The organism is Janthinobacterium pasteuri (genome assembly GCF_051380775.1).
GTDB lineage: Bacteria > Pseudomonadota > Gammaproteobacteria > Burkholderiales > Burkholderiaceae_D > Janthinobacterium.
In genome coordinates this window covers 215,766-228,774 of record NZ_JBNYXS010000005.1, presented here as the reverse complement: position 1 = coordinate 228,774, position 13,009 = coordinate 215,766, and the positions used below count along the sequence as shown (strand labels likewise).

Here is a 13,009-nt window from a genome sequence, read left to right as displayed (position 1 = left end):
GTCAGGGGGCGTCGCTGGCGGAAAATTCCAATGAAATTTGTTCCGCCACCTGCGCCAGCGCCGGCCCAAGGGCAGTCAGCAAGGCGCGCGCCTGCACCAGGTCGCCGCCCAGGCGCAAGCGTTCGATCGACGCGCACAGGCCGGCAAAGGCATGGGCGCCCACGGCCAGCGCCGACGATTTGCTGCGGTGGCCCAGGTCGGCCAGGCGTCCGAGGTCTTCCAGCGCCATGGCCTGCTCCATTTCGGCGATGCCATCGCGCGCCGTGTCGAGAAACAGCTGGGTGTATTTACGCATCTTCACGGCGTCATTGCTGAACGTAAGCGCCAAGGTGGCCAGGTCGAGGATGGCCGTGTTGCGCAACTCCAGCGAGGCGGCTGATGGCGGTGCTTTCGGCACCGCCATCAGCCTGTCGCCCACGCGCGCATGGCCGATACCGCCGCGCAGGCGGAACCATTTTGCCAGCAGATGAAACAGCAGATTCGGGGCGATCGGCTTGGTCACGAATTCATCCATGCCCGCCGCCAGGCAGCGGGCGCGGTCTTCGCTGCCCGCATTGGCCGTCATGGCGATCACCAGCAGGCCGGCAAGCTTCGGGTCAGCGCGGATGCGGCGCGTCGCCTCAAAACCGTCCATCTCCGGCATCTGCACGTCCATCAGCACGCAGTCGTAGCGCTGGTGGGCCAGCAATTCCAGCGCCTCGCGGCCGTTGCCGGCGACGCAGACGGTGGCGCCCGCGTCTTCCAGCAATTCGCAGCCCACCTGCTGGCTGAAGACGTTATCTTCCACCAGCAGGATGGATGCACCGCGTATCACCCCCAGCACTTCCGGCTCGACTTCGGCAATGCGCTCGTCGCCCGCTTGGGCGCTTTTTTCGAGGCGCGCCGTAAACCAGAAGGTGCTGCCCAGGCCCGGCTGGCTGTACACGCCCACCTTGCCGCCCATGAGCTCCACCAGCTGCTTGCTGATCACCAGTCCCAGACCGCTGCCGCCATACTTGCGCGTGGTCGACGGGTCGGCCTGGTGAAAGGAGCGGAACAGCTGCGCCACCTCTTCCGGGTTCATGCCGATGCCCCGGTCCTGCACTTCGAAGCGCAGCATGGCGTGGCTGCCGCGCTCCTCGGACTGGCGCACGCGCACGAAGATGCTGCCATTGTCGGAGAACTTGATGGCGTTGCTGGTCAGGTTCAGCAAGACCTGCTCCAGGCGCAGCGGGTCGCCGCGCCAGCGCTGCGGCAGCTCCGGCGCGATATCGAACTGCAGCGCCAGGCCCTTGACGGCGGCCGCGTCGCCCAGCTGGCTGGCGATGTTCGCCAGCAGGGTGTCGAGACGGAAGTCCAGCACTTCCAGTTCCAGCTTGCCCGCCTCGATCTTGGAAAAATCGAGAATGTCGTTGATCAGGCCCAGCAAATGCTGGCCCGAATGGAAGATTTTTTGCAGATAATCGCGCTGGCGCGCATCGGCCACCGATTTCAGCGCCAAATGTGCCATGCCGATGATGCTATTCATCGGCGTGCGGATTTCATGGCTCATGTTCGACAGGAAGTCGCTCTTGGCCTGACTGGCCGCGTCGGCCTGCTCCTTCAGGCGATGCAGTTCCGTCACGTCGGTGGACAGGCCGATCAGGCCAGTGACGGGACCAGGCAAGCCCAGCGGCACCTTCACGCTCCACAGGTGATGCACCTGGCCAAGCGCATCGACGAGGCGCTCTTCACCGACGAACTTGTCGCCGCTGTCGAAGACCTGGCGTTCGGTCAGCTGCGCGGCGGCAGCCGCATCGCCGAGCATCAACTCGCCATCCTGGCGGCCGATCAACTGCTCCGCCGAGCGGCCCAGTATCTTCGCCGTGCGTGCATTCACGTAACGATAACGCAGGTCGGCATCCTTCATGTAGACGTAGGCATCGACGCTGTCGAGCACCGTATCGAGCAGGGTACGCTGCGCCACCGCGTTGCGGCGCGAACGGTACAGGGTAAAGATATAGCCATAAATGAGCAGGGTGCCGGCTACGCCGACGGCCAGCGCCAGCCACGGGAAATAGCGGTCGAAGGGGCTGTACAGCTCCGCCTTGCGCACGCGGAAATGGGCTTTCCATACGCCGCCCTGGTAGGCCACCGGCAGCACCCGGTCGAAATAATCGGCATCGCTGCCCGGTTGCGGCGGCGGTGTCGCCAGGTCGGCGTCATCATTGAACAGCAGGCGGTCCTGCGGTGTGATGCGCGATGCGCCATCGGCAGGCAGGGGGTCGACGGCGCTGTACAGGGTCAGGTGCAGCGGCTCCAGGGCGCTGCGTTCGAGCGCGCTGTGCACCAGCTGCGCCACGCCAAAACCGATGCCCACGGACCCCTTGTAGGCGGCGCGGCGCTCGGCCTCGCTGCCTTGCGGCATGCCATTGCGGTACACGGGCAAGCGCATGCCCAGACCCACGTGCGCGGGCGGTCCCTTGATCATGATCACCTGCCCCGACGCGCTCACTTCGCCGCTGTCGCGCGCCTGTTCCAGGGCTTGCGCCACCAGCGGGTTGGCGCCGATATCGACCCCCATGCGTTCATTCAGCAGGGAATCGGGTTCAAGGTAAGTCAGTACAGTGTACTCCGGCCGCTCGCCGGGCGGGCGGATGGTGAATGCGGGATAGCCGCCCGGCGCCAGGCTGGTGTCACGGCGTACATCGGCGACATAGGCCGCGCGCTGCGCCTGCGTCAGCGCCACCGCATAATTGACCGATTCGATGGCGGGGAACTGGCGCACGATATCGAGACCGGCCACGTAATCGTGGAACTGACGGCGCGTCAGCTGCTCGCTGGTGCGAAACAGCGCTTCGAGGCCACGCAGCAAGTCGGAATAGCTTTTTACGCGCGTAGCCAGGCTATGCTGGGCGCCATGCGTGAGATTGTCAAAACGCTGTTCGGCGTCGTCATTGACCGTGCGCGCCGCGCCAGCGTACAGGGCCCCACCCACCGCCAACGCCAGCAGCAGGCCACCCGCCCATATCCTGATCCCTGATCCCGCCCCGCCCTTGCTCAAAGTGTGCATTGTCGATCGCTTATTCCGGTTCCTCGAATGGGCGGTGCAGGCAGCCCAGTATGTACGAGGATACTATCAAAGCCCCTGCCCGACGTGCTTGTGGACGAAAAAAAACGCGGGCGATGGTTGCCCTGGAAAACAATACGCTAGTGTCAGGCGACAGCGGCCAGCAAAGTGCCGGCGCCATGGTCATCCCAGGCGTCGGCGCAGCGCACCACCTCACCCACGACGATGATGCTGGGACTGCCCAGGCCACTGGCCAGCAAGTCGTGCGGCAAGGCGTGCAAAGTACTCAGCAACTGGCGCTGCGTGGCCAGGCTGGCCGATTGCACCACGGCCACGGGCGTGCCGGGCGCCATGCCGCCGGCCAGCAAGCCCGCCTGGATGGCCGCCACCCGCGCCACGCCCATGTAGATGACCAGGGTCAGGCCGCTTTGCGCCAATGCCGCCCAGTTCGGCTCCGAGGCGCTATCCTTGCCATGGCCCGTGACGAAGATCGCGCCCTGGCTCCAGCTGCGGTGCGTCAGCGGCACGCCGATGCTGGACGGCGCGGCCAGGCCGCTGCTGATGCCGGGTATCACGTCGACAGTCACGCCGTGGCTGCGCAGATAGGCGCGCTCCTCGCCGCCGCGCCCGAACAGGCAGGGGTCGCCCCCTTTCAGGCGCACCACATGCTGGCCGGCACGCGCCTCGGCCAGCATCAGGCGCTCGATGAACGCTTGCGGCGTGGACGCGCAGCCGCCCCGCTTGCCCACCTCGACCACGCGCACGCCAGGCGCCGCATGCGCGAGGATGGCCGGGTTGACGAGGTCGTCGATCAGCACCACGTCCGCCCGTGCGATGGCCTTTGCTGCCTTGATGGTCAGCAGGTCCGGATCGCCGGGACCGGCGCCGACCAGGGTCACGTTTCCAAGTTGCGCCATGATGCAATCTCCCATTAAAAAAAGTGACCGACGGCAAACGACGCCGCGTACGCTTCCGGCTCGCTGCCGTCCCACACGACGCCGTCGCACAGGGTCGAATGGCGCATCGGGGATGCCGGCAAGGGCGTGGCCGTCATTTCCGCCGCCTGGCGGTACAGGTCGATGCGGTTGACTTGCCTTGCCACCGCCAGATAATCGGGTGCGTCACGCAGCAAGCCCCAGCGCCGGTGCTGGGTCATGAACCACATGCCGTCGGACAGGTAGGGGAAATTCACGGCACCGCCGTGGTAAAACTTCAAACCGTGCGCCTCGTCCCAGGTCTTGCCCAGCCCGTCCTGGTAGTGGCCGAGGATGCGCGGCGCCAGCATTTCCTGCGGTGTATTCAGATAAGCGGGCTCGGCCAGGGTAGCCGCCATGGCCAGCCGGTTGGCATCGCTGGCGTCGATCCAGCGCCCCGCCTCGAGCACGGCGGCGATCAGGGCGCGGCAGGTATTCGGATGCTGGCGCGCAAACGCGGCGCTGGTGCCCAGCACCTTGCCCGGATGGTCGGGCCAGATGGCGCCGCTGGTGGCGGCCGTCACGCCCACGCCGTCGACGATGGCCTTGTAGCCCCACGGTTCGCCCGCGCAAAAGCCGTCCATCTGGCCCGCGCGCAAGGCCGCCACCATTTGCGATGGCGGCACCGTCATCACGCGCGCGTCGCGCAGCGGGTCGATGCCATGCGCGGCCAGCCAGTATTGCAGCAGCATCGCGTGGTTGCCGGTCGGGAAAGTATGCGCAAACGCAAAAGGTCGCGCCGCAGCGCGCATGTGCCGCGCCAGTGTTGGGCCATCGTGGGCGCCCTCGCGCGCCAGCGCCGCCGACAGGATGACGGCCTGGCCGCTGTGATTGAGGTTCATCAGCACGGCCATGTCGTGCTGTTGACCGCCAATACCCATCTGCACGCCATACACGAGTCCGTACAACACGTGGGCGGCATCGAGTTCACCGTTGTTCAATTTGTCGCGCACGCCGGCCCACGACATCTCCCGGCTCAGTTTGATCTTGATGCCATATTTCTCGTCCAGGCCCAGCCTGGAGGCCATCACCAGCGAGGCACAATCGGTCAGCGGCAGATAGCCGATGCGTATCGTCTGTTTTTCCGGATGCATGGAGCGCATCGCGTGGGCATTGGCGCCCGCTTGCTGTGTCATACCATTCCTTGCTGATAAGTACTGTTATTCCGCGCCACCATGGGCAACGCTCTCCCCGTCAAGCAGCAAGGACCGTGCCCGTGTGCGCCCAGTTCAGAAAGGCTGGCAACGCACCGCGATGGTGCGCTGCACCAGCATGTATCAGGAAATACGCTATTCATCCCAGCAAGTCCTCCACGTCGAGGATGCGCTGAGCAATCTCCGCCAGTTTCAGTTTCTTGTTCATGGCCATGCTGCGCAAGCGCTGGTAAGCCTGCTCTTCCGTCAAGCCCTGATGCGTCATCAACAAGCCCTTGGCCCGTTCGATCACCTTGCGCTCAAACAGCTTGTGCCGCGTGTCGAGCAATTCGGCGCGCAATTTTTCTTCCTGGCGGAAGCGTGCCAGCGCCACGTTCAGCACGGGCAAGATGCGCTCGGCCTGCAAGCCTGCAACGATATAGGCGGACACGCCGGCCGCCATGGCCGCGTCGATGCTGGCCGTGGCGCCGTCTTCGGTAAACAAGACGATGGGACGGCGCTCGTCGCGCGTGGCGATGACGATGTGTTCAAGCACGTCGCGCGCATCCGATTCGGCATCGATGATGATGAGGTCAGGCTGCAGTTGCGCGATGCGCTCGGGAAGGTAGAGGTCGGCTGGCAGCGAGGCGACGATGTCGAAACCCGATTCCAGCAAGCCAATGCGCAAGGCATTGCCGCGCAGCACTTGGGCAGCCAATGCCGCGTCCGCGTGCACGCCGTGCTCGACAATGGTGTTGACGACAACGATGCGCAAAGGCTGGGTACGGCTGGACGTCATGGGAGCAATCTGCAATGGCTAAATGATTAACCATTGCAGTAAGCAAGAAGCGAACCAGCGGGCTTACAATGTGCTTTATTTCAGGGTCGGCATGGCAAACTCGGCACCGGCCGCCGTGGAGGCCGGCCAGCGTTGCGTGACGCCCTTCTGTTTCGTGTAGAAACGCACCGATTCCGGGCCATGCGCGTGGTGGTCGCCAAACAGGCTGCGCTTCCAGCCGCCGAAGCTGTGGAAGGCCATCGGCACGGGGATCGGCACATTCACCCCGACCATCCCCACCTGCACCCGGTGCGTATATTCGCGCGCCGTGTTGCCATCGCGCGTGTAAATCGCCGTGCCATTGCCATATTCGTGGGCATTGACGAGATCGAGCGCCGTGGTGAAATCAGGCACGCGCACGATGCACAGCACGGGGCCGAAGATTTCCTCCTTGTAGATCGTCATCTCGGGCGTCACATGGTCGAACAGGCTGCCGCCGAGGAAAAAGCCGTTTTCATGGCCGGGCAAGACGAAACCGCGTCCGTCGGCCACCAGCTTGGCGCCTTCTTTTACGCCTGTGGCGATGTAACCGGCGATCTTTTCCTTGTGCACTTGCGTGACGACAGGCCCCATCTCGGCCGACAAATCCATGCCTTGCGTGATTTTCAAGGCTGCGATACGGGGCACCAACGCCTCGACCAGCTGGTCGCCCACATTGCCCACCGCCACGACGACAGAAATGGCCATGCAGCGCTCGCCGGCCGAACCGAAGGCGGCGCCCATCAGGGCGTCCACCGTTTGCGCAATGTCCGCGTCGGGCATGACGACCATGTGATTCTTCGCGCCGCCCAGCGCCTGCACGCGCTTGCCCTGCGCGCAGCCGGTGGCATAAATATACTCGGCAATCGGCGTGGAACCGACAAAACTGACGGCACGCACGTCCGGATGGCGCAGCAAGCCGTCCACCGCTTCTTTATCACCCTGCACGACATTGAAGACGCCGTCGGGCAAGCCCGCGTCCGTCAATAGCTGCGCCAGCAGCAGGCTGGCCGACGGGTCGCGTTCCGACGGTTTGAGTACGAACGTATTGCCGCAGGCAATCGCCATCGGGAACATCCACATGGGTACCATGACAGGGAAGTTGAAGGGCGTGATGCCGACGCAAACGCCCAGCGCCTGGCGGATGGACCAGGCATCGATGCCGCCGGCCACTTGCTCCGAGTATTCTCCCTTCATCATTTGCGGGATGCCGCACGCAAACTCCACCACTTCGATACCGCGCGTGACTTCCCCTTTGGCATCCGTAAACACCTTGCCGTGCTCGGCCGTGATCAGCGCGGCCAATTGATCCGCATGTTCTTCCAGCAATTCCTTGAACTTGAACATGACGCGGGCGCGGCGCAGGGGCGAGGTTTGCGACCAGGCGGGAAAGGCCGCGTGAGCAGCGGCCACGGCCGCGTTCAGCTCGGCGGCAGTCGCCAGCGACACCTTCGCCGTGACCGCGCCCGTGGCGGGATTGAACACATCGCTCGTGCGCTCGGAGCGTGAAGCCATGGGGTTGCCACCAATAAAGTGGCCAATCTGTTGCGTTGTCATAGCGAATTCCTTGATTATTTGGTATGCATCAGCCACTCATGGGCCGGGTCATTTTTAAAGTGCCACACGCGTTTCGGGCCGGCCATCACGTTCAGGTAATAGCCGTCGTAGCCATACGGCACGGTCACGGGGTGGTAACCCCTGGGCACCATCACCACGTCGTGGTTTTCCACGGCCATGGCTTCGTCGATGGAACGATCATCCGTGTAGACTCTTTGGTAGGCAAAGCCCTGCTGCGGATTGAGGCGGTGGTAATACGTTTCTTCCAGCGAACTTTCCAGCGGCACGTTGTCACTGTCATGCTTGTGCGGCGGATAGCTGGACGAGTGGCCGGACGGCGTGACCACCTCCACCACCAGCAAGCCATCGGCCTCTGCCGTCTGCGGCAGGATGTCGCACACATAGCGGGTATTGGCACCCTTGCCGCGCACGGAGCGCGTCATGCTGGACGGTTCGATCAGGCGCGCCGGACGATGCGTTGTGGCTGGCGCGCTGCACAGGGCCACTTCCGCAGCGCTCACGGCCGTAATGCTGACCATCGTATCGAGTGGGGCATACACGGCATACGGCGAACGCTCCTCGAAGACGCTGGCGCGCCCGCCGATGGCTTCCCAGCTCTGCTCGCCCGCCTGGACGGTGACCGTGCCCGTCAGCACGACGACGCACAGTTCGCGGCTGCCCGTCTCCAGGCTGATTTGCTCGCCAGCTGCCAGGCGGTGCGCGGCAAAGCCCACATGCGTCCAGCCGGCCGACTCGGGCGTGACTTCGACGATGGTGGAACCAGGCCGGGCCTTGACCAGCAGCGGGCTCATGCTGCCTCCCGGCCCAGGCGGGGAATGGCGTCGACGAGCTTGGCCAGGTAATCGTGGCCCATCTTCGCGTATTGGTAACTGGGCGCGACGGCCGGGTCCTGCTCCGCCTCCACCACCAGCCAGCCCTCGTAGCCGTGCAGATACAAACGCGTCAGGATGGCCGGAAAGTCGATGCAGCCGTCGCCAGGCACACTGAAGGCGCCATTGATGACGGCCTGCAGGAAACTCCATTGGCCATTGCGGGCCAGTTTCACCACGTTGGGGCGCACATCCTTGCAATGCACGTGGCAGATGCGATCGATGTGTTTGTTCAGCACTGCCAACGCGTCGCCGCCGGCAAAGGTGATGTGCCCCGTGTCGAACAGCAAACCGACCTCGGCCCCCGTCAGGGCCATCAATTGATCCACATCGGCCGCGGTTTCCACGTAGGCGCCCATGTGGTGGTGGTAGGCCAGCCGCACGCCATGCGCCAGCAGATGGGCGGCAAAGGCCGTCAATTTGTCGGCGTAGTCCTGCCATTGCTGTGCAGACTGAAAACGCGGGCGTTTGTACAGGGGGCGGGCTTCGCCCTGGATGGCGTCCGCTACTTCGCCGTAGACCATGACGCTGGCGCCGCTGTCGGCCAGCAGGCGCAAATGCGGACCGACGGCGGCGATCTCGTCTTCGACCGAGCGGTGCGCCAGGCGGCCCGAATACCAGCCGGAAACGCAGGCGAGATTGTATTTTCCCAGCACGGCGTTCAGGGCCGGGGCATCCTTGGGAAACTTGTTGCCCAGCTCGAAACCCACGTAGCCGATTTCGGCGCCCTCTTTCAGCGCTGTCTCCAGGGGCGTCTCGCCGCCCAGGCTGGGCAAATCGTCGTTCATCCATGAGATCGGGTTGATGCCGATCCTCACATTCCAGGTTGGTGCGTTCATTTTTGTTGTCCTTGGCGGTCAAGTTCATAACGGATGCGGGCAGCTTGCACGCTGGCTTGCGTGGAGACCTCGGGCACGGCCACTTCCCACCAGCAACCACCCTCTTCTGTCGTGCGCGTATCGTCGGTCTTGATGCAGATCAGATACGTGCGGCTGGCGGCGCGGGCGCGCAGCATGGCTTGTTCCAGTGCAGCAATCGAGTCCACGTGTTCGCTCAAGGCGCCCAGCGATTGCGCATGCAGGGCAAAATCGATCACGGGTGCGCTGTCGGGCAACATATTGTTGAACGAGGCATTGCCGCACGCCTGCTGCAATCGGTTGATGCAGCCATAACCGCGGTTGTCGAGCACGACGATGATGAGTTTTTTATCCAGCATGACGGAAGTGGCGATTTCCGAATTCATCATCAGATAGCTGCCATCGCCCACCATGACGATCACCTCGGCATCGGGCTTGGCCATCTTGACACCAAGGCCGCCGGCGATCTCGTACCCCATGCACGAGTAGCCGTATTCCATGTGGTAGCCGCCCGGTGTTTCCGTTCGCCACAGCTTGTGCAGTTCGGCTGGCAAGGTCCCGGCCGCACAGACGACGATGTCGCGGGTGGCGGAGTGCCTGGATGAACGCTGCACGGCGCCGATGACTTCGCCGTCGTACGGCAAGCCGGCCACCTCACGCTGGCCCGTAATCGCCGCCACTGTCGCGCGCCATGCGTGGCCCGCCTGTTGCGCACGGTCCAGCCATAGACCCGCGCTATTCCAGCTGCCCAGCAGTCGCGACAGTCCCTGCAAGCCCAGTGTCGCATCCGCCTGCAGGCCCAGGCCACGACGCTTCAAGGCGTCAAAGGCATTCACGTTCAGGCTGAGTAGTTGCGCTTGCGCAAACAGGGAGTTTGAGCCGGTGGTGAAATCCTGCAAGCGCGTGCCGATGGCCAGCACCACGTCCGCGTCCGCCGCCAGGCTGTTCGCGGCAGGCGAGCCCGTCACGCCGATTGCGCCCAGCTGCAAAGGATGGTTCCATGGCAAGGCACTCTTGCCCGCCTGGGTTTCCGCCACGGGAATGCCGTGGCGCTCAGCGAACGCCTGCAAGGCGGCGCTGGCCTTGCCGTACAACACACCGCCACCGGCCACGATCAGCGGCTGTTTGGCATTTTTCAATAGCAGCGCCGCTTCTTCCAGTTCGGATTCCACCGGCGGCACGGCGCGAAAACGCACGACTCTCGGTTCGAAAAAATCGGCTGGATAGTCATACGCCATCGTTTGCACGTCTTGCGGCAGAGACAAGGTCACGGGACCGCAGGCGGCCGGGTCCGTCAAGGCGGCAATGGCGCGCGGCAAGGCGGTGAGCAACTGTTCCGGATAAATAATGCGGTCAAAATAACGCGACAGCGGCTTGAAGGCGTCGTTCACCGACACACTGCCGTCGCTGGCATCTTCCAGCTGCTGCAGCACCGGGTCCGGTGCGCGCGAGACGAACACGTCGCCTGGCAGCAAGAGCACGGGCAAGCGGTTCACATGCGCCAGGGCGGCGGCAGTCAGCAGATTGGTGGCACCGGGACCGATGGAACTGGTGACGGCCATCATGCGCCGGCGCATGTGGGCTTTCGCATAGGCAATGGCCGAGTGCGCCATCGCCTGTTCATTATGCGCGCGGTAAGTGGGAAAGCTGTCCCGGTACTGGTACAGCGCTTCGCCCAGGCCCGCCACATTGCCATGGCCAAAGATGGCGAAGGCACCGCCAAACAGGGGCTGGCCGTCATCGGTACGCAATACCGACAGATAGCGCACCAGCGCCTGCGCCATGGTCAAGCGGACAGTGGCGCTCATGCTGCATGCTCCAGGTGTTTGCGCGTACGCTGCCACAGGCCAATAAGCTGTTCGAAGTTGGCGCGCACTGCGGCGATCAGGCCCGCATCGTCGATTTCGCCTGCCAGCCAGCGGCGGCTCGGTTCCTGGAAGATGGTGCGTCCCACCATGAAGCCGCGGCAGGTCGTGCTGGCACTGGCTTGTTCAAAACTGGCGGCGAGTTTTTCGATCGGAGCATTCAAGCCCAGCAAGACGACGCCACGGCAATACGGATCGCGCTCGTGCACCAGGGCATCGATGGCTTGCCATTGCTGGGCTGACATGCTTTCCAGCTTCCACCATTCCGGATAAATGCCCAGGTTGTACAGGCGCTTGACGGCGCGCCAGACGGTATCGTCGCGCTGCGGCAGGGATTCCGACGGTATCACTTCGAGCAACAGTTCGTGACCGCTCACTTGCGCCGCGTCATACAGGGCCTTGATCTGCGCTTCCTGTTCCAGCCGGTTTTCCACGGCATCATCGGGGTGCAGCTGCACCAGGCATTTGATCACGTGTTCCTTCGGCCAGCTGAGCAAATGCGAGCCGATGGAACGGCCCCAGTCGAATTGCAGCGGATTCGATCCCGGCAATTCCACGGGCCGCCCGATCCACCAGCCCCGCCCTGTCGCATCATTGAGCGCGTCGACGCCATAGCGGCCATCGATCAGCACGCCCGTCTTGCCGGATAACTGCAAGGCCGTTTCCGTCTGCGCCACGGCTTGCACCATCAATTGCTTCAGGGCTAAGATACGCGATTCGGCGGCGCCCGCTTGTTGTGCCAGCTCGAAGAACTGCGTGCGATGATCGAACGCAAACACGCACAACTCATCCCATTGCTTGCGCGCTACCGTCGTGCGGTGCAGGCGCGACAGGGTCGCATCCTGGTCTGGCTGCGTCAGTTTCGCCGCATTGGCCAGGAAATAGTCGAGTTCGACTGGCGACGGCATGGCCGGCGCGCAAGCGTGGCGCGACACGACGAGGGCGCCGCAGCCATTCGCGTAGCGGCAGCACGCTTCGTAATCCTCGCCGCGCAGCCAGCCCTTCAGGAAGCCCGAGAGAAAAGCGTCGCCCGCACCCAGCACGTTCAGCACTTCCACGCGCACGCCACGGTAGTTATACGCCGCATCGAGACTGTGCGGAATGGTCGCGTCGATGACGGCGCTGCCCAGCGGGCCCCGCTTGACCACCAGTGTGGCCAGGGTGGCGGCCCGCACGGCGCGCAAGCTGGCCATGATATCGGCACCGCCGCCGGCAATCATGAATTCCTCTTCCGTGCCGACGATCAAGTCGAACTGCGGCAGGATCGCTTGCAGGTGGCTGGTCACGCCGTCGTTCGAGACGAAGCGCGTTTCGCCGTCCGCCTTGCCCGACAAGCCCCACAGCACGGGCCGGTAGTCGATGTCGAGTACGGTACGCACGTTGTTGGCACGGGCCAATTTCAGCGCTTGCATACTGACGGCGTGCATGGCGGACGTGGAAAAATGCGTGCCGGTGATCAGGAGCGCTTTGCTCGAGGCAATGAAGGCCGCATCCACCGACGACTGGTCGATGGCCATGTCGGCGCAATTTTCCCTGTAGAAGATCAGGGGGAAAGTGTTTTTATCCTTGATACCCAGCATGACGAGGGCCGTCAGGCGGTCGCGGTCGATGCCCACATGGCTGACGTCGCAGCCCTCCTTCGACAAAGTATCGGTGAGGAAACGTCCCATGTGGTCGTCGCCCACTGTCGACAACATGGCGGACTTCAAGCCCAGCCTGGCCGTGCCGAAGGCGATATTCGCCGACGAGCCGCCCAGGTACTTGGCGAAACTCGTCACGTCTTCCAGGGTGCTGCCGATCTGCTGCGCATACAGGTCCACCGCCAGGCGGCCCAGGCAAATCACGTCCAGCGCGCGGCCCTGGGCAAATTGTGTCGGGTTATTCATGG

The 13,009-nt window shown here is 63.8% G+C and carries 9 protein-coding genes; all 9 read right to left on the bottom strand.

What is annotated here, in order from left to right; genetic code table 11:
- Position 1 precedes the first annotated feature (1 nt).
- Positions 2-3,031: a CHASE domain-containing protein gene (locus tag ACQ4WN_RS08145; protein ID WP_436551072.1), complete on the bottom strand. Its 3,030-nt coding sequence runs from the start codon at positions 3,029-3,031 to the stop codon at positions 2-4.
- Positions 3,032-3,174: 143 nt separating this feature from the next.
- Complete coding sequence (gene cobA / locus ACQ4WN_RS08140) at positions 3,175-3,945, bottom strand: uroporphyrinogen-III C-methyltransferase (RefSeq protein WP_436551071.1); 771 nt, start codon at positions 3,943-3,945, stop codon at positions 3,175-3,177.
- Positions 3,946-3,959: 14 nt separating this feature from the next.
- The gene (locus tag ACQ4WN_RS08135; RefSeq protein ID WP_436551070.1) at positions 3,960-5,138 is read right to left on the bottom strand and encodes a CmpA/NrtA family ABC transporter substrate-binding protein; all 1,179 of its coding nucleotides are present in this window, start codon (positions 5,136-5,138) and stop codon (positions 3,960-3,962) included.
- A gap of 157 nt (positions 5,139-5,295) precedes the next feature.
- A complete protein-coding gene (locus tag ACQ4WN_RS08130) occupies positions 5,296-5,934 on the bottom strand; it encodes an ANTAR domain-containing response regulator (RefSeq protein ID WP_436551069.1) in 639 nt (212 codons plus the stop codon).
- A gap of 75 nt (positions 5,935-6,009) precedes the next feature.
- Complete coding sequence (locus tag ACQ4WN_RS08125; RefSeq protein ID WP_436551068.1) at positions 6,010-7,509, bottom strand: CoA-acylating methylmalonate-semialdehyde dehydrogenase; 1,500 nt, start codon at positions 7,507-7,509, stop codon at positions 6,010-6,012.
- 14 nt (positions 7,510-7,523) lie between these two features.
- A complete protein-coding gene (iolB, locus tag ACQ4WN_RS08120) occupies positions 7,524-8,321 on the bottom strand; it encodes a 5-deoxy-glucuronate isomerase (protein WP_436551067.1) in 798 nt (265 codons plus the stop codon).
- Complete coding sequence (gene iolE / locus ACQ4WN_RS08115) at positions 8,318-9,238, bottom strand: myo-inosose-2 dehydratase (protein WP_436551066.1); 921 nt, start codon at positions 9,236-9,238, stop codon at positions 8,318-8,320. Before iolE ends, iolB begins: the two co-directional genes overlap by 4 nt.
- Positions 9,235-11,064, bottom strand: coding sequence for a 3D-(3,5/4)-trihydroxycyclohexane-1,2-dione acylhydrolase (decyclizing) (iolD, locus tag ACQ4WN_RS08110; protein ID WP_436551065.1), 1,830 nt, complete (start codon positions 11,062-11,064; stop codon positions 9,235-9,237). The genes iolE and iolD overlap by 4 nt, the downstream gene beginning before the upstream one ends.
- Positions 11,061-13,007 carry a bifunctional 5-dehydro-2-deoxygluconokinase/5-dehydro-2-deoxyphosphogluconate aldolase gene (locus tag ACQ4WN_RS08105; protein ID WP_436551064.1) on the bottom strand — a complete coding sequence of 649 codons (1,947 nt, stop codon included), beginning with the start codon at positions 13,005-13,007 and terminating at the stop codon, positions 11,061-11,063. Before ACQ4WN_RS08105 ends, iolD begins: the two co-directional genes overlap by 4 nt.
- Between the last annotated feature and the right edge of the window lie 2 nt (positions 13,008-13,009).